The sequence below is a fragment of the Okeania sp. SIO2B3 genome (genome assembly GCF_010672525.1).
In the GTDB taxonomy this organism is placed as follows: domain Bacteria; phylum Cyanobacteriota; class Cyanobacteriia; order Cyanobacteriales; family Microcoleaceae; genus Okeania.
Map to the genome: position 1 here is coordinate 26,347 of NZ_JAAHGH010000050.1, position 22,052 is coordinate 48,398.

The window sequence follows — 22,052 nt, forward strand, 5'->3', positions numbered from 1 at the left end:
CCAGAATCTAAACTATTCTCTGAAGTGGAAGTATAACCATTAGCTACTGCTTGAGTTTTAGCAATACCTTGAGAAACTACTTGTAGTAATTTACCAGGAGAAAAAGATTCTAATTCTACATAAAATCCTGACTCTAACCACTCTAGTTCATCTTTTGATAAAGTTTGCTTGACTTCTGATGGTATTTGTCGCCCTTGTTCTACTGATTCATCTGACTTTAATATCCACATATTCTTACTAGGAAATACATGACGTGGCAATAATCCTAAATCATAAATAATTAGATTATTTCCGCTAAACCAATTAGGACTATTTCGCAGTTCATTGATCGTCGTAACTCCACGGGGGGTAGCACTATGAAAAGCATAAATTTTTAAATCTGGATTTTGTTTTAACATTTGCATTACTGTACTAAAAATATTCTGGGGATATCCATCAATACTTAGTACGGCGCAATTATGTTCAAAGTGGAAATTATTAGCTATTAAAAACTGAGCAATTTCGGCAGTGTCACAAACAATAACTCTGTCAAAACTATAAGCTGTAACTTCAGAATTAATTTGCATAGGTTCATTCATTTCTCTGGAAGGAGGCAAAATATTTGTCACCTCACCATTAATTTCTTGCCAAAGTTTCAACCACTCGTTAATATCGGTTTGCTGATAATATAATGAGCGGGGTGATTTAATCCTTAACTTATCTAATTTCTTGAATTGTTCCATCCCCAAATACATTATCAATATTTCAAATCCAATAAAAAGCCAAAAAAATATCAATACTTTAACTGGAATTACATAAAAAATAAAACTCAAAATACTTAGTATAATCAATCCACGACTAATTTGTAGACACCTATGAAAGATTGTGATATTTTCAGATTCATAATTGTATAATATACTTCCTTTAATCCAGCCTAAGATTTGAAAAGAAAGTCCTAAAAATATATTAAATTGAAGAATAATAATCATAGATAAAGGTGCTAAACATCCTATGGGTATTGTTTGAGGTACTAAACGCCTCTCTAGCAAATACCAGAATTGCTTAGGAGTAAAAAATAAAGTATTTTCAGAGGAAATAGTCTGAATAGAATTAGAGAAAAATATATCTGTAAATTTGCTTCCTCTTTGAGGGTCGAAAACAAAAGGATGATTACAATTTTTACATCTACCCCCAGCTTTTGTTCTTTCCTGTAAATTATTATCTGTTTCACATTTCACGCATTTCATCTATTTACTACTCAGTTAAAAGTTGATTTAATCAAGGAAAATATTCTTCAAAACTTCCAAAATAATCTTATATATCAATATTCCTACTTCTTTACCTTCAAACTGTTGATTACTGACCAAAAAATAAGGTCTCAAGCTTCCCTTTTCAAGGGGATAAAAAAAACAAAATTCAATATTTCAAGCCTCTGACTTTCCTACGGAATGCTGCGCAAACAGGAAGAGGTATTGATAACTGATAACTGAAATGACTACTCCCATCCTAATTATTTGTAGCTTAATTAGATGAAACCGCTATTAGCCAAAACTATCAGATGCAAAAAAACCTACATTTCTATTATCATCATCAACACCAATAAAAATTATTCCATCATCACTACTATCCCCAGAATCTAAACTATTATCTGAAGTTGAAGTATAACCATTAGCAACTGCTTGAGTTTTAGCAATACCTTGAGAAACTACTTGTAGTAATTTACCAGGAGAAAAAGATTCTAATTCTACATAAAATCCTGCCTCTAACCATACTAATTCATCTGATGATAAAGTTGACTTAACTGCTGTAGGTATTTGTCGCACTTGTCTTGCTGAGTCATCCAACTTGATAATCCACATATTCTTACTAGCAAATACATGACGTGGCAATAATCCTAAATCATAAATAATTAGATTATTTCCCACAAACCAATTAGGACTATTTCGCAGTTCATTATTAGTTCTAGCTTAACTAGATGAAACCGCTATTAGCCAAAACTATCAGATGCAAAAAAACCTACATTTCGATTATCATCATCAACACCAATAAAAATTATTCCATCATCACTACTATCCCCAGAATCTAAACTATTCTCTGAAGTGGAAGTATAACCATTAGCTACTGCTTGAGTTTTAGCAATACCTTGAGAAACTACTTGTAGTAATTTACCAGGAGAAAAAGATTCTAATTCTACATAAAATCCTGACTCTAACCACTCTAGTTCATCTTTTGATAAAGTTTGCTTGACTTCTGATGGTATTTGTCGCCCTTGTTCTACTGATTCATCTGACTTTAATATCCACATATTCTTACTAGGAAATACATGACGTGGCAATAATCCTAAATCATAAATAATTAGATTATTTCCGCTAAACCAATTAGGACTATTTCGCAGTTCATTGATCGTCGTAACTCCACGGGGGGTAGCACTATGAAAAGCATAAATTTTTAAATCTGGATTTTGTTTTAACATTTGCATTACTGTACTAAAAATATTCTGGGGATATCCATCAATACTTAGTACGGCGCAATTATGTTCAAAGTGGAAATTATTAGCTATTAAAAACTGAGCAATTTCGGCAGTGTCACAAACAATAACTCTGTCAAAACTATAAGCTGTAACTTCAGAATTAATTTGCATAGGTTCATTCATTTCTCTGGAAGGAGGCAAAATATTTGTCACCTCACCATTAATTTCTTGCCAACGTCTCAACCATTGGGTAATATCACTTTGCTTAAACTTAAATGGTTGAGGTATTTTATGTTGAATAGTTAGTTGTCGCGTACCAAAACAAATTAAGAATATTCCTAAACCAATACCTAACAAAAATAAGAAAAATGCTGTATTTGTCACGGTGGAGAATTTAAAAAACCAAACTAAAACAGCAACTAGAATTAATCCTCCAAGAATTTGTATAGATCTGGCAAAATTTATTCTGGCAAAACTTATTCTGATTTTGGGGCTATATCGTTTCCATATACCTGCCAAAATATTTGCACATATAAGAATAACAAGCCATAAGAGAGGGTTTATTTTTATGGCACTTGCACTTATGGCCCTAAGAATTATAAGACTTATAAGACCTATAAAACTTAGAAGAACAACATAATAAATAAAAAGACCTAAAGTGTTTCTAGCCAAACGCTTCTCTAAGAAATACCACAACTGCTTAGGAGTAAAAAACAAGGTATTTTCAGAGGAAATAGTCTGAATAGAATTGTTGAAAAATATATCTGTAAATTTACTTCCTGCTTTGGGGTCAAAAACAAAAGGATGATTACAATTTTTACATCTACCCCCAGCTTTTTTTCTTTCTTTTAAATTATTATCTGTGTTACATTTCACGCATTTCATCTATTTACTCCCTAACTAAAAATTTGACCATTCAACAAAATATTATAATCTTCTCTCTGACGAATTAATCTATGCTGACTTTTTTCTAACAAAACTTCAGCAGGGCGAGGTCTATGTAAAAAATGAGAAGACATTGCATAACCATAAGCACCCGTATCTAAAATAGCTAAAATATCTCCTTTTTCTAAAGGAGGTAACTGACAATTTTTACCCAAATAATCACGGGAATAAGTTGTATTGCCACAAACATCTGTTAAATATAAATCTGACTTATTGATTTCCCGAAAACTAACAATTTCTCGATAACCTCCATGTACGGATGGCACAGATAAATTAGCCACAGTTGTGTCAACTCCAACTATTTGTTTATCTCCCTGCCATTTCACAGAAATAACTTTAGTTAAAATTTGACTTGAACCAGCAATAGCTGCGCGACCAGGTTCAATAATTAATTTAATTTTTCTGCCTACTTTTTCTATCGCTGCTGTTAACTCCACGCCAAAAGTTTGCCAGTCAAAAGCTATCCCATTGTGATGATAAGGATAACCAAAACCACCACCAAAATCTAAATATTCCCAGTCGGGTAAAAATTTACCAGTTGTTAATATTGGTTCAATTACTTGAGTAAAAGCTTTCGTAGCATTTGTGCCAGTACCTCGATAAAAATGTAAACCACTCAACTTTAAACCTACTGATTTTGTAATTTGAATTGCCTGGGAAAATTCCTCTGGTCGAACACCAATTCGACTTTCTCCCGTTAGTTCTGGTAAATTCAATCTCAAGCCTAATTTTGGCGTAATTTCTCTAGCAAACTTATCTATATATATGTCACAAAATAACTGTAGTTGACTCACACTATCTAAGTTAAAAGTAGTTACCCCCCAGTTTAATAGTTGTGAAAATTCTTGAGCGTTTAAGTTACTCCCGCTATAGACAATTTTATCAGGGGAAAAACCAGCTTTTAATCCCAGAAAAACATCTCCTGGCGTATTAGCATGAAGACCCCATTTATACTCTCGAAAAATTTTTAGTAAAGATACATTACCATTAGTTACGCTGGCAAAATGAAATTCTGTATGGGGATAGGGAATAGATTCAGTAATATGATTTATCGTTTTTATGAGAATCTCACTATCATAAACATAGAGAGGAGAACCATAATTTTCTAGTAATTCTTGGGCAAATTTCAGAGAAAAAGGAGTCATTTCAGTTAGCCTCCTCCGGAGGAACTTCGTTAACAGTTATCAGTTATCAGTTAGCCTCCTATCGGAGGAGCTACACTATCAGTACCTCTGGCTATTTGCGCAGCATGACCTAGGAAACCCAGAGGCTTGAAATAAGGAATATTTTCTTCTCTTGGTCGATTAGATATGGCGAGGAGACCTCGCCATATCTCGACCGCTTTTTTATACCCTTAAAAGGGGAGGCTTTAGACCTTTTTTTTGGTAACAAAATTTAGTATATTTTCTACCATAGTTAACTAAACAAGTAACAGTCTAGATCATAATCTATGTTATCAGTAGAGAGTATGCCATTGGCTAATATTTTAATATCAATTAATCATACTAAATCTGGTTTGAAGAAGTAGCTTATAATTTATCCGTATGTCAAGCAGTGATAGTTCGTTATACCAAGTATAGTTTATATAAAGAGATTTATTACTCCTCTTTTTATCATTATTTATAGAAAGGATTTATCAATATTTTTCTATCCTGGTAATTTCCCAAGTGAAACCACATTATTCCCTTAAGAAAACGAGTTTATGGGGATTCAAAGATTGAATTTTCCCAGTCATAACCTTCATCAAAATTTGTCATTTTGTCTATATCAATTTTTATTTTGTAGCCATCAGATCAAGAAGACAGTATTGTAAAATTATGAGCTATACGTCTGTCATTTAATTCTATAACTGCAAAATTCTCTCTTTTTGTTGAAAATTGTCTTTGTTTATTAGCCTTTCTCAATAATTTTTGTCTGACCGATGACAATGCTTTTTGTGTATGAGTCTGAATGTTGATTACCGAATAATTAGTAATTAATAATTAAATAATTAAATAATTATGGTTTAAAGCCTCCCCTTTTAAGGGGAAAAAAAGAATAATATTTCCTTATATTCAATCAAGAGCGGTTTTAACCAGAGGTAATTATCAATTATCCATTATCAATTATCAATTAATGAATCCATCCTCATCTTCTTGAAAATTTGGCATTATACAAAAAACTTTGAGATAATATTTAGAGCTGTCACAACGCTCAACTATTACATCACATTCATCGGCTATTAATGATAAAGATTTGAGCAATCTTTCTCTAATTAGTGGAATATAGTTGTGGTAAACAATCATTTCAGATATGACGGCCTCGCAATTTCTCCGGTCTTTATATTGCTCTTTTATTTTATTTGCAAAATAAGCTGCATGGCTGGAATGATATTTGTTAATTTCTTGGAAGTATTTCAGAATTGTTAAATAGTTTCGATATGGGTTAATTGGGAAATCATTATTCCTATAGTCTAAATATTCTTCTTTCTGTTGTTTCATGTACTCATTCTCAAGTAAATTATGATTGTAGAAAGATTCTTCTATAATATCAATTTCGTTTTTCATCATAATTCATTCAAGGAAAAAGGAAGAAATAAAAATTTTTTGTTGTCTGAGTTATAAGCTTTTGATATGTCAAATATAGTAATAAAGACTGCTATTATTACCGAATAATTAATTATTAATTATTAATTATTAATTATTAAATAATTCTGGTTTAAAGCCTCCCCTTTTAAGGGAAAAAAAAGCGGTCGTTTGCGGAGCAGTCCGTTAGGATGGGATGGCGTTTGCTACCGCAAACGCTAAAAGCGGAGCGGCTCTGATAAGAGCGGGTCTCCTCGCCATATCCAATCGACTCCTGTGAAGAAATAATATCTCCTTATATTCAATTCCGTAGCGGTTTTAACCAGAGGTAATTATCAATTATCAATTATCCATTATCCATTAATGAAACATACTTTAAAGCTCTAAAGTTTATGTTGTAAAAATTACAGGGAATAAAATTAGGTAATTAATTTTCCCTAAGTACTTAAAATTTTTATCAGATCAAATTTAATTTTTAACCTGCTCTATCCACCTCCACCACCAAGGCGGTAATAATAAAGGATTATACCCAGAATTATTAATAGTAGATTCTCCTAAAATTGTTACTCGCCAAATTTCCCAAATCATCAATAACCAGAGAATTTCACCCACCCGTCTACTCCTAATTTGTCCCCCTAATTTTCCTTGAATTATCGTAATAGCTAAATCCGAAATAAATCTACCTTCTGCTTGTAAAACTTCTGGGTTTAACCATTGCCTAATTTCTGACCATAATTCATTTAAACACCAATAACTTAACGGTACTCCCATCCCTCTTTTTTCTCTCCAAACAACTTCCGGTGGTAACCAAGACTCTACCGCTTTTTTCAATATATATTTTTCGTTTGAACCTTTTAAATTAAATTCTCCTGGTACTTGAAAAGTCCACTGAGCTAAAGCTAAATCAGAAAAAGGAGACCGCACAACTAACCCATTACTAAATGCCAAATTTGTCGCCCTAGGATGAATATTTTGTGCACCTTTTAAAATCAAACTAGCACGACGTAATTTATGAATTAATCCCGTACAAAAAGTGTCGTCCAAAGCAAATTCTACCCACTTTTCTACTGAGATATTTTGTACTTTTTCATAAATTTTTGATTGAAAAATTTTATCTTCATAACCCCATAATTTATGAAAAGTCTGCAAATATTGTTGAATGAAATTTTCCTGTCTATTGTAAACAGCAGCAGCAATAATTGGTTTATTCGTCCACCCAGCAAATAGTTGATCTCCTCCTTCCCCATTGAAAATTACAGAGACTTCTTGAGCTGCAGTTTGACATAATAAATATAAAGGTACTGTTACCCCATCACCAAAAGGTAAATCTAAAGCCTTAACTGTATCTAATAAAGCATTTTTCATCAGCTTTGGAGTTACAGATAATTTCACCAAAGGTATCTCTAAATGTTGAGCAACTTTTTCTGCATATTCCCATTCAGGAAAACTATTTTTCCCGAAATCTAAGGTATATGCACGTACTTTTATTCCCGCTTGTACTAATAAAGCTGCAACTATTGAAGAATCTAAACCTCCTGAAAGAAAAACTCCTACAGGTTCAGAAGGTAAGTCAATAATTTGCCGATAAATCGCATCTTTCAGTAGGATTTGTAACTGTCGAATTGCTTCATTTTTCTCTTCAATTTGTCGGGGATTTTCTCGCCAGTCATAATGACGTTGAATTTGTATTTCTGGCTCCAAAAATATTTTTTCTGTTCCTGCTGCTACTGCAAAAATATTCTCTACTGGGGTGAATGGTGTTGGTACATAAGAAAAACAAGTATAACCATAAAATCCCGGAATACTAATAGATGATTTAGAAATAATAGGTAATAATAACTTTAATTTAGAAGCAAACCAAATAACTTTTTCTATTTTCAACCAATATAAAGGCACTCTCCCAAAAGGTTCTCTACCTAAAATTAATTGGTTATTTTCTATCTTTATCCAAGCATCAATAGTATTAGAAATACCAGAGGCAGAAATAGAAGCAATTAAAGTTTGACCCCCGATCAGTGGTGCTTTTTCTACACCAATATAACTAATCCCAGCAATAAATTTTTCCCCATTAAAATTCACCACTTTTGTTTTTTTCTCTCCAGTAACTCTAGAGAGAATAGTATTTAATTCTAGGGGTAAACCATATCCCCAATAACCAATAAATTGATACTGCACTAACCACAAAATTTTACTTAACTGTAAACTCAGTTTGACTGAGAAGGCGATCGCCTAAATACATCTCCACCTGCCAATTTCCCACAGGTGAAACAGGATTAAATTTATACTTACAATAAGTAGGCCAAACTTCCCTATTAATCTCTTTAGTTTGATAACTATTTTGATGACTAATTTCACCATTAAAATTAATCCAGTTGCACCCTAAAGAAAGTCTTTTTCCAATGGGAGCATCTTGCAAAGTTACCCGATAAAATACTTCTGAATTTTGTTTACTATTTACTATAGTTAAACTTTTTATACCACTATTTGTTTCTAATGTCAACTGACTTTGTCCTGAATTAGCATAAACATTATTTAATGCTTGTTTTTGAGTTTGAAACCATAAGAAACTAGCAGCTATAACTACTGCCAACCCAGAAAACACCCCCACAGTAATCAATTTATTCCGCTTCTCCTCTACTGCTAGTGCTTCTCGCCTTCGCAACTGCATCATTGCCTCATCTACCAAGTCAGTAGGCAAATTTAGCTGTTGTAAAATTTGCTTCATCTGCTCTCGGTCAATTTCTTCGTCGCGCTGTCTAGATAATTGTTCAACTTCTGCCACCAGTTGAGTAAATTGTGCTTGTGTCAGTCGTTCTTCTGTCATAGATATTAAGTTAGAAAAATTATAACGCACAGAAAAAGAAGCAAAATAACTATTTATAAATATAGTTGTCAATAGTTAAACTATGTTAATTATGTGGGAAAAGTTTTAAATATTACTTATAATTTTGAAATTCTAGGGTCATTAACCATTAACTTAGTAAGCTCTTGTTTCATAGGATTTAAAAGTTTAGGATTAAAAATTAAAAAATTTAGTTTTTTCATCAATTTAGTTGTTTTTATTTTCTCTTCCTCAATTATTTCTTTCAATGCTTTTATTTCTTCTGATTGGGGATTTGGATAATTATATATTATCCAATATAAATAAGGGAATATTTCTGAATATAGGGTAAAAATTTTTTCTCTTTCTCCTATTTTCAAAACATGATTTACTCCACTTTCTGCACTCAAATCAGTCAATAAACCATCAATTAAGTTTAAATTAGAAATACACTTTTGATAACCTTCCCACAATTTTTCTTTTTCCCAACTCTTGCTATCTTTCTTCAATTGATAACGATTATTTAAGAAAGTGACAAATATCGCGATGCCTCCACCAACTAACGAGCTAATAACATATTTCCAAGCATCAGGAATTTCTGGAATAACCATTGATTTTATTTTTCTCAATTCAAATATGCAGCAATTAAATTATCAAAAATTTATTTGTTTATAGTTGCGCTGTATACCCCCTAAATATATCTGGGAGAGCTAAAGCGCAACAACGACTTTTATTTAGGTAAAAAAATCAGCTTTCTGATACAAAGCTATATATAAGAGAAGACAAATAACCTCCATCATAAAGATGAATTGTAACCACGACTGTACTATTATTCTTACTTTTGACTTTTGACTTTTGACTTTTAACTTTCATTCTTTTACCTTTTGACTTTTAACTTTCACTGTAAGCATTCAACCGTCAGCTATCAGCTAGCCTCCTCCGGAGGAACTGCGTTAACAGCTATTGCTTTTAATGAGTGATAAAAGCTTTATTGACTGAGAAACGAAAAATTTTACTACAAAAGTCAGCTCTAAAGTCTATATTCATTTAAAACCCGTCCTTAAGTACAGGTTATTATTGCTGATCGCTAACCGCTAATAGCTGAATGCTTACCTTTCATTTCCTAACAATTATTCTTAACTTTTGCCTTTTGACTTTTGACTTTTAACTTTCATTCTTTTACCTTTTGACTTTTAACTTTCATTTCCCAACCATTATTCTTAACTTTTGCCTTTTGACTTTTGACTTTTAACTTTCATTCTTTTACCTTTTGACTTTTAACTTTCACTTCCCAACCATTATTCTTAACTTTTGCCTTTTGACTTTTGACTTTTAACTTTCATTCTTTTGACTTTTCACTTTTGACTTTTAACTTTCACTCTTTTGACTTTTCACTTTCATTTCCCATGTCTTTTTTGATGCCATTGCCAAGCGTGGGTAACAATATCTTTAACCTCTGGATATTTAGGAGACCAACCTAACACTCTCTTTACCTTGTCGCTACTTCCTACCAAAACTGGTGCATCTCCTGGTCGGCGATCGCATTCTATTACTTTAAAATCTTTCCCAGTTACATTCTTAACCGTTTCTATCACTTCCCTAACAGAAAACCCATTACCATTACCCAAATTAAATACTTCACTTTTACCACCATTCAATAAATACTCTAACCCCAAAACATGAGCATCCGCTAAATCACATACATGAATATAATCCCGAATACAAGTCCCATCATAGGTAGAATAATCTGTGCCAAAAATTGATATAGCATCTCGCTTACCCAATGCTGCTAATAAAACCAGTGGAATTAGATGAGTTTCCGGATTATGATCTTCTCCAGTTAAACCATTAGGATGCGCCCCTGCTGCGTTAAAATAGCGAAAACAAACAGACTTAAAATCATAAGCAACCTCAAAGTCCGAAAGTATTTGCTCTACCATCAATTTACTCGCCCCATAAGGGTTAATCGGATTTTTGGGGTGGTCTTCAGGAATAGGACTACTCTGTGGTTCCCCATAAATAGCAGCAGTAGAAGAAAATACAAATTTTTTCACAGATGCTGCCAACATTGCTTCTAATAATGTCAGCGTACCTACTACATTATTATGATAATATTTTTGGGGGTCTTTAACTGACTCTCCGACAAAAATATATGCAGCAAAATGCATTACTGCTGCTATATTGTGAGTGGCAAAAATTTTGTCTAATAGAGAGCGATCGCTTGTATCTCCCACAATCATTTCTACTTTCAGGACATTTTCTACTATATCCCGATGTCCATAGACAAGATTATCCAGAATTACCACTTCATAACCTGCAGTTTGTAGGGCCTGCACTGCATGAGAGCCAATATATCCTGCTCCCCCAGTCACTAAAATAGTTGGCTTAGTTTGTGACACTTTTTTCGTCTTCCTTATTGCTATTAATTTAGTTATACCAATTCACTTTAAGGATGTCACAAATAGTTTCATTCCTTTTAATGTCAAATAATTGCTTGAAACTATTGTATTGTCAAAGTCTTTAGCCGATCTAATCTAACTTCTGACTTCTAACTTCTGACTTCTGACTTCTGACTTCCGTGAAACGGTATTAGTAGCTTCCCTGAAATTAATCTTCGGTAGGCTTGAAATAACTTTTTTGTCTTCACCCTACACTATTTTAACTAGGGTTTGCTGATTAAATCTAAAAGCATTGACATATAAAAGTTGAGCGCATTTTTTAGTTAAAAAAGTCCAAGCTTAATGGTCGTAATGGTTCAAAAAATTAGAATTTTAGGCGCATAGTTGTGCAGAATAATCCCTTGATTATTCTTCCTCCTAGCTCCTCTATAATTCCCATTTCTCCTGTCTCCCCCTCCTGGGAGGGGCCCGCGGGTGGGTTGTCTCCTGTCTCCTACCCTTACCCATAAGACTTTTTCAGCAGACCCTAATTATATTACAAATAAACAGCAAAATATTTCCAATCCCCAACAAGAGATTGGAACCAGAGAAACTTGCTACAAATTAGCAATCTTTTGTGTTATGCTTCTAAACTAAAATGTTTTTCAATCACATCAGGAATTTCTGATGAACTAATCCGGCTATAACGGGCTTTGTTAGGCATAATTACTAGATTAGGTCCTGCTTTACACTTTTTCAGACATCCAGTCTTCTTAATAGTCACATGGTCTTGTAAGCCGCGATCGCTTAATACTTCTGATAATGCTTTACAAACTTTGCCTGCACCCCGTTTCTGGCAATCTGATTTTTGGCATACCAAAATCTGAGCTTTCTTCGCTGCACATTTAGAATTAGTTCCAGTGATTTCTTTTTGTGGAGATTTACTACAAGTATGTTCAGTTTCAGACAACTTCTGCTCTTTTAGCTGGCTAGATAAAGTTTCAACTAATCCCACACTATGATTTTGACATGGTGTTGTTGCATTTTTGCTAAAATCTGGTATAATTTTTAAAGCCTTCAGTTCTTCTTCACCAGTTTTCCGATAAACTGTTCTTTCTCCAGTTACTTTTACTCCTAAACCTGGTATTAATACTGAGGCAAAAATCTTCCTTAAAGGTTTGGCAAGTTTGATGATATAATTATTCCCGGCTGGTGTTTCTACATTAATATATTTCAGTTTGTAGCCGTCTTTAACGGTAACTTCTTGGATTTGTCCTTCTAAGATAAATTTTGTCATTTGCTTCTTGGATTTAGACATTGTTGGTTATTTCTGCTTGGTTATGGTTATTGATTTGGTTAGGGAAAGGTTTAAATACTTATACCGTTTCACTAAAGTCAAAAGTCAAAAGTTAGAAGTTAAAAGTGATATTTTAAGTACTTAAAACCTCTACTCTACAGGAATTTCAGCTTATTATTTGACTTCATCAGTTACCAACTATTTGTGACATTTTTTAAGTGAAATGGTATTACTAAAAGCTTTGTATCTCTACAGATAAATACATTACTTTTGCCCCTCTCTAACTTATGGTATTAATTCAGGATATTAGCTAACTTGCCAACAGCGTTGTAACAATTGCACCAATTCGCAACGATTTGCTGTGAATTGTTTTAAAACACTTTCTAATTGGGTAGCTTCATTTGTGTTTTTGAGCTGTACCCGCAATGGCTTTTCTGCTTCACACCAACAATGAATATCCAATTCTTGTAAGCGTTTATAGACTTCCCATCGGTCTACCGAGCTTATTTGTAAAATTTCCTTGGTGTCTGGCCTCTGGTTGAATGTACTCATTTTTTTTCAATTGCAATATATTAGCACTAAATTTACCGTTAAGACCTCTAGCAGTTCTGATGTGTTTCTACCAGAGTAACTATACTTTTGACTATACAATAGCTGCCAAACTTTCTCAATAGTTTTATCAAAAAAATTTGCTAACTTAGAATATCTTCTATCTGCGATATTGGCTCAGGTTGACTCTCCTATTAACTGTGGTAGACTTAAAAGTGTTAGCAATAAACAAAGCTAGATAACTAGCAATAAATTAGGTTAATTGAAAGGAGAATACATAAGATGGCTACAGCAACTCCAGTACAAGTATTTGGTCAGATTGCCGACAACCCAATTGGATTAGAAAAAAGTGTTACTGAACCTATATGTGAGGGTATGAATATAGCTTTGGCCACTTTCCAAGCTTTATTCCTCCAATATGAGAAACATCATTTTGTTGTAGAAGGAGCAGAATTTTATCAACTGCATGAGTTTTTTCAAGAAAGTTATGATGATGTAAGAGGTCATGTCCATGACTTGGCTGAACGCTTAAATGGTCTAGGTGGCGTTCCAGTTGCTAGCTTTGCTAAGTTGGCTGAAATGTGCTGTTTTACTCCTGAAGAAGATGGAAGTTTTAACTCTAGAACTATGGTCGAACACGATCTTGGAGCGGAACAAGAAGTTATTAAACTTCTGCGTCGTCTTGCTGCACAAGCTGAAAGTTTAGGCGATCGCGCTACTCGCTACCTCTATGAGCAAATTCTACTCAAAACTGAAGAGCGAGCATATCACTTAGACCACTTCCTTGCTCCAGACACATTAGTAGTCTTGAACTAGGTTCACATAATTATTAAGTAGCAATTTAAGAATTTCCTGGAAAATGAACTATACAAAAGAAGCTGGTAGATGCAACGCCTAAACTTTTGTTGTCATAGAATTTTCATACACTAGCAAAAAACTCTATTTTAGTAGGTACTTGCAAGCAAAGCTTCAGAAATTCAACTTCTTAAACTTTAATTGCCTACAAAACTTTCACTCAGATATAGAATAAGATAATGTAACTGGCAGAGAGGTACACCCATTCTCTCTGTCAAATTTTTTTTGCTAGATAAGTAGTTCGTTACTAATTAAGAGTATACCTCTGTTGCAACATTTTTGCAACTACTCTGAATAAAATTTAATTTTTGTAAAATTTATTACTTATTTTTTAGTTGTATATTATATCATATCCGGATAATTAGTGACAAAAAAACTTTTCATCATACATTTCAAACTTCAAAATGTAGCATGAAACATCAGGAGTCAGGAGAAAATAATAGTGGTCATAATTGAGTATTTATGCTGAATACTTTCCGGAGAATTTGACTCTTGAGAAAGGTCAATGAAGATAATTTATACAGTCTAAATACTTATATTGAGTTAATTCCAATCAATTGGTCAAGAATTGGACAAAAAAATTAAGTAGCCTCTAAGAAAGGTGACATCTCCCACAGTGATTACAAGAATCAGTCTGGACTTCTTAAGGACTCTACTATGTAGACATTAGTTGAGCTAGCACGGGATGCCCCACCGTTCCAATTGATTTTAGAATCGGCTCAATTGAACACCCTTTGTTCCTTCAAACTTTTGTTTTGGCAGCAAATCTTTTAGCATTACTTGAGCTGCTTTCTTGACATTAATTGCAGCATTCAAATCACGTCTAATTGATAGATTACATTGAGGACAATTATGCTGTCTTAGCAGCCAAAGTTTTCTTGACTTTGTGACCACATCTAGAACATTCTATACTTGTGCCATGAGCTTTAACTTCAACTACTGACTGACCAGCTTTTGTGGCTTTGTTAGTTAATATTATTCTGAAATTACCCTAACCAGCATCATGTACAGACTTAGCAAATCTAGACTTTGCCATACCCTTAATCTTCAATTTTTATACTGTAATAATATTGTATTTAGATAACAATTCATTAGCAGTTTTATGATGAAAATCTTTTCTAGTACCAGCTACTTTCCTATGTTTCTTAGCCAATTGTTTAATGGCTTTTTGTCTACGTTTTGAACCTTTCTTTCTCCTAGATACTTTTCGTTGAGCTGACTTAAGTTTGCGTTCTGACTTTCTCAAGTATTTAGGAGCAGGTACAGAGTTGTTATTAGAATCAACATAGAAGTCTATGCGTTGTCTGAATTATAAGCTTTTAATATGTCGGAGCCCTTTCTTTTGACTGCTATAGCGGTTTTCAAATAGATAGACTACAGTGGCCAAAGCATTTTCCTACTACCTGCTCTCTAACCCAAAATGATTTTATAGTTTACCATACGGTAGTTCTGCATGGTAATGGTGAGGATATATATTTTTTAATTTCTCCCACACTCCCCATCCCCCCATCTCCCCACATTCCCCTCCACGGTCGGGGCCCGCGGGTGGGTCTCCATCTCCCCATCTCCCACACTCCCCACACTCCCGTTGCTTCCTTTTTCATTACTATGCACCACCACCTACCATACGATAACTAATTAGCTGGATTATATATAGCGTTTCTCAGTAAGCGTGAGGTACACTCTTGCTTTTACTTCACTATTGCCTTCCGGAGCTGTTGCCTAGAGTTTTGTACCTCACGCTTTTTGGGAATTGTTATATAATATTATGTCCGGTTGAACAGTTATAAATAACGACACGACTGAGGAGTCAGGAGTCAACCCACCCCTAACCCCTCCCCCTCCGGTGGAGGGGAACGACCGAGTCAGGAGTAAAGAAACAAGAAAGAAGAAGGAAGAGGAGAAGAAGGAGAAAGTTTTTTTATCACTAATTATCTGGATATGATATAAGTGACACAAGTCACAAAAAAACAAAAATATACTCACATTTTTAGATGATATTAACTACAAATTGAGTTGACAACAATTATGCTCAAAACATTACTTGAATCACTTTATTTAATTGCAAAATATCTCATAATAAAAATGAAAGCTTTGGTTAGTCATTAGTTAATTAATTTGTATGAAATTACTAAATATATCATCCAAACAAAAAGCACTTGAAGAATTATTTACTCAAGTAATGTGTTCCAGTGTTATTACTTCGAATGAACGCCAGCAAATTCAGAACATCTTATTAGCTGGTTATCTAAATGATGATGAGTATGCCATCATTAATAGGTTATTTTATAACCTCCGCCGTGGTTGGATAAAACTTGTTGACTAGCATTTTAGTATTCAATAATTAGGAGAGGTTCAACAATTGATAGTTCTAGCATAAATAATTAATAATTACTTCTGTCTAAAAGGAAGAAAATTGATATAGCCGAATAAATTGTTAACTTTTTATTATGAAAAGAATATGCTTTAAATATTGACGAATTAATTACCAATTATCAATTGGCAATTAATATTATGTATCTTTAAATACTCACAAATCAAAAAAGTTGTAAGGGAGACCAGAGTAGGGAGTAGGGGAAGGAGGCAATGGAGAGAATTCAGAATAGCTTTTTTATTGCGTCTAATTAATGAGATTCGGTCTAATGAACCTATCTCACTATTTTTAATAGACTTATTTGTTTAGGTTAAATGTGTGTGAAAAGCTTGATTTTTCGTTTTTAACTCTCAAAGTATTTAGGGTTTTTAGCAAAAATATTATTAATGGGATAGGTTCATATATTGAAGTAAAACACATAATCAAAAAACTATCCTTATCATTATTAATATATGTTTTATCTTCCGGAAAACTGCTATTTAAGTTTTAAGAAAACAAATTAATATTTATTTGACATCTAGATTAATCAAATTCTGCTACTACTGGAAAATGGTCTGAAGGAAGTATTCCATCATATTTTTTATTCTCTACTTTCACACTGTGCAAATTTAATCTACTGTCATAATAAATAGTATCAATAGCTAGAAAAGCTTTGTCTGTAAAATCGTTATAAGTCATCTGCTTACTTAACTTTAAATCAGATAAAACATCTAATAAACACAATCCATTTTTCAAAGGATTTAAAAAAGTATTTCGTGTATTCGATCCTGGTCGATCGTTAAAATCTGCTGTGACAAAAATCAAAGATTCTTTGTCAGGATTTAATTTTTCTGTTTGTAGAAAATCAAAGATTAATTTAGCACCCAATTCTCTAGCTTTTTTACTGTTATAATCCAAGTGCGTATTAATAATAACTATTTGCCGATTATCTTCAAAAAGATTAAATCTTGCCCAACTAGCTATTCTAGGTAAATGATTTCCCCAACTAGAAGTAATACTGCCTGGTACATCTGGTTTCTCACTCAGCCAAAAATCTCCATGGTCAAGACAATTTAATCTATCTTTCTGATAAAATATTGCACAGTGTTCGTCATTACCCGTACCTCTTCTATCACCTCCAAGACTGTAATAATTAGGCAATAATTGCTGTAAATCTAATAACTGATTTACTTGAACTTCTTGAGTGCCAATTATATCTGGAGCATATTCATAAATTAGACTAGCTACAGCATTTTTTCTGACCTCCCATCGATAATTTCCAGGGTCGGGTTTATCATATCGAATATTAAAAGTAATAATTTTGATTCCCATGGTTTTAGGTTTTATACCAAATTGAAATGAAGCTGCATAGAATAATATTTCAAGCATAATTGACCGCAGATAGGAGTAGATAGAGATAGATCGATTTAATGAGTTTCATAATTCTATGCAACCTCATATAAAACTGGTATTAGATGATAGGTGGCAGGTGGTAGGTAGTAGGTCAAAAAAAGCTTACCTAATAATTAAGGTTTAAAGCTTCTTCAAATAAGAATAAATAAAGACAAAAAATCTTGTTCGTATTCTATCCGTTTTCAGCAGAGGTAATTGTTAATTGTTAATTGTTAATTGTTGAACGCGTTACCTAAAACCTAACTAAAATCTAACATTTTTTGATTAACTTCAAAAAGTTTGTCTTCAGCGCCCATGAGGGTGTTTTTTTCAATAAGAGTTGGTTCGCAGTAATACTCTGGAAAAATCTGCTTCCTAACACCTAAAAACTAATACTTAAAAATTAACAGAAACGTAGCAACAAAAAATTCAATTATCCCAATCCTATTTTTAGTTACAAGCTTCTACTAAAACGTTATACCAAATTAATATAAAGTTGCATAGAACAATATTTTAATCAGGCGTTGCCTGTATATTAAAGAAAGACTTGTTAATAAATTTCATAATTATGTGCCATCTAACACCCAATACCTACCACCGCACCACCTAACAACTAATTCTATGCAGCCTCACATAAAATTGGTATTATCAATAAAAAAATTACTAAATACATATAACTATAATTTCAAGTGTCTGAGGTTGATTTGAGTTAATTGTTATTTTAAAATCCTACAATTTATTTAAGATTACTACATTGTTAGTCAAGTATGATTTTAACAATCATTGACATAAACTTAACATACAAATTAGATGATAAACATAACAAGGAAAGCCTCTCAGAGAGCAACAGCAACACTGTGAGGCAGATCTATCTATACAGAATCTAGTTATCTTCTGACAAGAAATTTTAGGTAAGGTTCCCTAATTCCTCAAAATTCTTAAATTTTCATTTAAACTCTACCAAAATATTTAAGTATAATTGAGAATAAATAGGCATAATTTATATTAGTGAATTATCACCTTTAAAGATAGTAATAAATATTTTTTATTTTTGGGAACAATGATAGAAAAAAACAAAGTCAAACAATCAATTTTAGCTAGTCAAGAATATCTATTGAATCTACAAAAAGCAGAGGGGTACTGGTGGGGTAAATTAGAATCAAATGTGACAATAACAGCAGAAATAGTTTTACTACATAAAATTTGGCAAACTGATAATAAAAGACCACTTTATCAAGCAAAACTTTACCTAATTTCTCAACAACGAGAACATGGTGGTTGGGAACTATTTTATGGGGATGGAGGAGATTTAAGCACTTCTATTGAAGCTTATATGGCTTTGAGATTATTAGGTCTTTCAAAAACAGACCCCATAATGTTAAAAGCACGAGAATTTATCGTCAAATTAGGTGGTATTAGTTGCAGTAGAATTTTTACTAAATTACATCTGGCTTTAATTGGATGTTATAACTGGCAGGGTATCCCTTCTATTCCACCTGGAATCATGTTATTTCCTGAAGACTTTCCATTTACAATTTATGAAATGTCTAGTTGGGCAAGAAGTAGCACAGTTCCACTTTTAATTGTGTTTGATAAAAAGCCGATTTTTTCCCTCAACCCTACAATTAATCTAGATGAACTTTATGCTGAAGGCATTAACAATGCTACTTTTGAATTACCAAGACAATACAATCTGACGGATTTATTTTTGGGGTTAGATACAGCTTTTAAATTTCTAGAAAATTTGAATTTAATGCCTTTACGAGAAGAGGGTTTAAAAGCAGCAGAAAAATGGATTCTGGAAAGGCAAGAAGTTACGGGTGACTGGGGAGGTATTATTCCGGCAATGTTAAATTCTATGTTGGCATTGCGGTGTTTGGAATATGATGTAGCAGACCCCGTGGTGGTGCGGGGGTTGGAGGCTATAGATAGGTTTGGTATAAAAACTGAGGATAGTTATTGGGTACAACCTTGTGTTTCTCCAGTTTGGGATACTGCTTGGGTAATACGTTCGTTGGTTGATTCTGGTATTGCTGCTAGTCATCCGGCAGTGGTTAAGGCTGGGGAATGGTTGTTGCAACAGCAAATTTTGGATTATGGTGACTGGGCGGTTAAGAATAAATTGGGTAAACCGGGGGGTTGGGCGTTTGAATTTATCAATCGTTTTTATCCAGATATAGATGATACGGCAGTGGTAGTTATGGCTTTGGATGCTGTGGAGTTGCCTGACCAGGAGCTGAAACGAGTGGCGATCGCTCGTGCTATGGAATGGGTAGCTTCGATGCAATGTGAACCTGGAGGTTGGGCGGCTTTTGATGTGGATAATGACCAAGACTGGTTAAATGGTATCCCCTATGGAGATTTAAAGGCCATGATTGACCCGAATACGGCAGATGTAACGGCGCGGGTTTTGGAGATGGTCGGTTGTTGTGGGTTGTCTATGAATAGTAGGCGGGTAAAACGAGCGATCGATTATTTGGAAAGGGAGCAGGAAGGGGAGGGTTGTTGGTTTGGTCGGTGGGGAGTTAATTATATATATGGTACGAGTGGGGTTATTTCAGCTTTGGCTGTTGTGGCGCGGGAAAGTCACGGAGGTTATATAGAAAGGGGGGCGACTTGGTTGGTTGGTTGTCAAAATTCGGATGGGGGATGGGGAGAGAGTTGTCGGAGTTATAACGATCCGTCGTTGAAAGGGAAGGGAAAAAGTACAGCTTCTCAAACTGCTTGGGCGTTAATTGGTTTATTGGCGGCGGGGGAGGCGACTGGTAATTTTGCTAGGGATACTATTGATAGAGGTGTTGATTTTTTGGTTTCAACTCAGAATGATGATGGGAGTTGGTTTGAGTCGGAGTTTACAGGTACTGGGTTTCCCTGTCACTTTTATATTAAGTATAATTTTTATCAGCAGTACTTTCCTTTAATGGCTTTAGGAAGATATGAGAATTTGATTAAAGAGTAAGGCTTTTCTGGAAATGATGGATTTTTGAGCGCACTTTCGATAATTGAATCAATTTAAGCTTTTTAGCAAAGACTTTATCAAAATAACATGAGTCTAAAACCCCGCCTTTTAAGGCGCAATATTTTTGGAGAGTTGCTCAAAATAACCTACTTCCCCTCCTGGGAGGGGCGGGGGTGGGTTAACTTCTGACTTCTGACTTCTGACTTCTGACTTCGTTAGATGGTATTGTAGGGGAAATTTATGGAAATGAAAAATGAAAAAAAGACTGTTTGGAGATTCAGGGATAAATGTTTCAGATGTAGGACTTGGTTGTTGGCAACTCGGTGGAGACTGTTGGGGTAACATTGACGATCAGAGGGCTTACGAAATACTTTCAACAGCGATTGACAACGGCATAAACTTTTTGGATACTGCTGATGTTTATGGCAACGGACAGAGTGAACTTTTAATCGGGAACTTCTTGAAAGGTTGTTCGGAAGAAATTTTCGTTGCAACTAAATTGGGTAGAGGTGAAATGTGGCCTGATAACTATAATGAAACAACTGTCCGTATGGCGATAGAGGCATCTTTAAAACGTTTAGGCGTAGAGTGCTTAGATTTGATACAACTTCACTGTATTCCTGGCAAGGTTTTGCGTCAAGGGGATGTCTTTGACTGGTTAAATAAATTAAGAAATGAGGGAAAAATTAAGCGATTTGGGGCAAGTGTAGAGTCTGTTGAAGAAGCATTGGTTTGTTTGGAACAAGAAAACTTATCTTCATTGCAAATTATTTTTAATATCTTTCGGCAGAAACCAATTAATGAACTGTTTCCTAAAGTTAAGAAAAAAAATGTAGCGATTATTGTACGTCTCCCCTTAGCCAGTGGACTTCTTACTGGTAAGATGAGGAAAAATCAGTCATTTCCCCCGAACGATCATAGATATTTCAATCGAGATGGGCAATACTTCAATGTTGGGGAAACTTTTGCTGGCCTTCCCTTTGAAATAGGTGTAGAACTAGCAGATGAACTTCTTGAATATGTTCCAAAGGAAATGACTATGTCACAGATGGCTTTACGGTGGATTCTCGATCATGATGTAGTTTCAACTGTTATTCCAGGTGCTAGCCAACCTAGCCAAGTTTCTACTAACGCACTAGCATCGGACTTATCTAATTTAAGCTCTGATATGCACCAAAAATTTAGCACATTTTATCAACAGCGAGTGGTGAAACATATTAGAGGTTCATATTAATAGACATCTCCAAAAACCAAAAATAAAATCAGTTACTCTACAGAAATCATCAGTTTTCTTGACATCCTCCCGACGCTACTCTATGAGACAGCGCGGGATTCCCTAGCATCACTGTTAGAGACTTTCTGCTTCTTAGCACCCGCATAAACGAGATTTACTCCCACAAGGTCTAAAAGCGCGCTCCTAAAGACTTGCCAGCGCCGCCAAAGGGGGTCTCCCCCATGAGCGACTGGCGCTGACACTGCTCCTCCCGCAG

The 22,052-nt window shown here is 34.2% G+C and carries 19 protein-coding genes; 4 read left to right on the forward strand and 15 right to left on the reverse strand.

What is annotated here, in order from left to right; all coding sequences use genetic code 11:
- The 11 genes from F6K15_RS24450 to F6K15_RS24500 form a co-directional block, all read right to left on the reverse strand.
- Window positions 1-1,226 (reverse strand): hypothetical protein (locus tag F6K15_RS24450; protein ID WP_293065539.1); only part of this gene is annotated, 1,226 nt, incomplete at its 3' end.
- Between the two features lie 294 nt (window positions 1,227-1,520).
- Entirely contained in the window at window positions 1,521-1,904 is a 384-nt protein-coding gene (locus F6K15_RS24455; protein WP_293065541.1) for a hypothetical protein, read from the reverse strand.
- Between the two features lie 62 nt (window positions 1,905-1,966).
- The gene (locus F6K15_RS24460) at window positions 1,967-2,833 is read right to left on the reverse strand and encodes an MFS transporter permease (RefSeq protein WP_293065544.1); all 867 of its coding nucleotides are present in this window, start codon (window positions 2,831-2,833) and stop codon (window positions 1,967-1,969) included.
- Window positions 2,834-3,345: 512 nt separating this feature from the next.
- On the reverse strand, window positions 3,346-4,539 hold the full coding sequence (locus F6K15_RS24465) for a decarboxylase (RefSeq protein ID WP_293065547.1): 1,194 nt from the start codon (window positions 4,537-4,539) through the stop codon (window positions 3,346-3,348).
- A 963-nt stretch (window positions 4,540-5,502) separates the two neighbouring features.
- The gene (locus F6K15_RS24470) at window positions 5,503-5,943 is read right to left on the reverse strand and encodes a hypothetical protein (protein ID WP_293065550.1); all 441 of its coding nucleotides are present in this window, start codon (window positions 5,941-5,943) and stop codon (window positions 5,503-5,505) included.
- A gap of 483 nt (window positions 5,944-6,426) precedes the next feature.
- Window positions 6,427-8,133 (reverse strand): asparagine synthetase B, encoded by a 1,707-nt coding sequence (locus F6K15_RS24475; protein ID WP_293065588.1) that lies wholly within the window; start codon window positions 8,131-8,133, stop codon window positions 6,427-6,429.
- A 13-nt stretch (window positions 8,134-8,146) separates the two neighbouring features.
- Window positions 8,147-8,782 carry a hypothetical protein gene (locus tag F6K15_RS24480; RefSeq protein WP_293065552.1) on the reverse strand — a complete coding sequence of 212 codons (636 nt, stop codon included), beginning with the start codon at window positions 8,780-8,782 and terminating at the stop codon, window positions 8,147-8,149.
- 116 nt (window positions 8,783-8,898) lie between these two features.
- Window positions 8,899-9,408 (reverse strand): hypothetical protein, encoded by a 510-nt coding sequence (locus tag F6K15_RS24485; protein WP_293065555.1) that lies wholly within the window; start codon window positions 9,406-9,408, stop codon window positions 8,899-8,901.
- Window positions 9,409-10,176: 768 nt separating this feature from the next.
- Window positions 10,177-11,178 carry a UDP-glucose 4-epimerase GalE gene (gene galE, locus F6K15_RS24490; protein WP_293065558.1) on the reverse strand — a complete coding sequence of 334 codons (1,002 nt, stop codon included), beginning with the start codon at window positions 11,176-11,178 and terminating at the stop codon, window positions 10,177-10,179.
- 619 nt (window positions 11,179-11,797) lie between these two features.
- Window positions 11,798-12,475 carry a (2Fe-2S) ferredoxin domain-containing protein gene (locus F6K15_RS24495; protein WP_293065561.1) on the reverse strand — a complete coding sequence of 226 codons (678 nt, stop codon included), beginning with the start codon at window positions 12,473-12,475 and terminating at the stop codon, window positions 11,798-11,800.
- A 285-nt stretch (window positions 12,476-12,760) separates the two neighbouring features.
- Window positions 12,761-13,006: an Asr1405/Asl0597 family protein gene (locus F6K15_RS24500; RefSeq protein ID WP_287274330.1), complete on the reverse strand. Its 246-nt coding sequence runs from the start codon at window positions 13,004-13,006 to the stop codon at window positions 12,761-12,763.
- A 279-nt stretch (window positions 13,007-13,285) separates the two neighbouring features.
- On the opposite strand from F6K15_RS24500, the gene F6K15_RS24505 reads away from it, so the two are divergent.
- A complete protein-coding gene (locus F6K15_RS24505) occupies window positions 13,286-13,819 on the forward strand; it encodes a Dps family protein (RefSeq protein ID WP_293065569.1) in 534 nt (177 codons plus the stop codon).
- A gap of 889 nt (window positions 13,820-14,708) precedes the next feature.
- Here the strand turns inward: F6K15_RS24505 and F6K15_RS38565 are convergent.
- The 3 genes from F6K15_RS38565 to F6K15_RS24515 all read right to left on the reverse strand — a co-directional run bounded on the left by F6K15_RS38565 (window position 14,709) and on the right by F6K15_RS24515 (window position 15,462).
- On the reverse strand, window positions 14,709-14,837 hold the full coding sequence (locus tag F6K15_RS38565; RefSeq protein ID WP_363268620.1) for a zinc ribbon domain-containing protein: 129 nt from the start codon (window positions 14,835-14,837) through the stop codon (window positions 14,709-14,711).
- 75 nt (window positions 14,838-14,912) lie between these two features.
- Complete coding sequence (locus F6K15_RS24510; RefSeq protein WP_363268622.1) at window positions 14,913-15,155, reverse strand: transposase; 243 nt, start codon at window positions 15,153-15,155, stop codon at window positions 14,913-14,915.
- 136 nt (window positions 15,156-15,291) lie between these two features.
- Window positions 15,292-15,462, reverse strand: coding sequence for a hypothetical protein (locus F6K15_RS24515; RefSeq protein ID WP_293065574.1), 171 nt, complete (start codon window positions 15,460-15,462; stop codon window positions 15,292-15,294).
- A 518-nt stretch (window positions 15,463-15,980) separates the two neighbouring features.
- Between F6K15_RS24515 and F6K15_RS24520 the strand changes: the two genes are divergently transcribed.
- Window positions 15,981-16,184, forward strand: coding sequence for a hypothetical protein (locus tag F6K15_RS24520; RefSeq protein WP_293065577.1), 204 nt, complete (start codon window positions 15,981-15,983; stop codon window positions 16,182-16,184).
- Between the two features lie 570 nt (window positions 16,185-16,754).
- On the opposite strand, the gene F6K15_RS24525 is transcribed toward F6K15_RS24520, so the two are convergent.
- Window positions 16,755-17,543, reverse strand: a complete 789-nt coding sequence (locus tag F6K15_RS24525; RefSeq protein ID WP_293065580.1) for an endonuclease/exonuclease/phosphatase family protein — start codon at window positions 17,541-17,543, stop codon at window positions 16,755-16,757.
- Window positions 17,544-18,663: 1,120 nt separating this feature from the next.
- Here F6K15_RS24525 and shc point away from each other — a divergent pair.
- Together shc and F6K15_RS24535 are read left to right on the forward strand one after the other, a co-directional pair.
- The gene (gene shc / locus F6K15_RS24530) at window positions 18,664-20,562 is read left to right on the forward strand and encodes a squalene--hopene cyclase (protein ID WP_293065583.1); all 1,899 of its coding nucleotides are present in this window, start codon (window positions 18,664-18,666) and stop codon (window positions 20,560-20,562) included.
- 253 nt (window positions 20,563-20,815) lie between these two features.
- Complete coding sequence (locus F6K15_RS24535) at window positions 20,816-21,796, forward strand: aldo/keto reductase (protein ID WP_293065586.1); 981 nt, start codon at window positions 20,816-20,818, stop codon at window positions 21,794-21,796.
- Window positions 21,797-22,052: the final 256 nt, after the last annotated feature.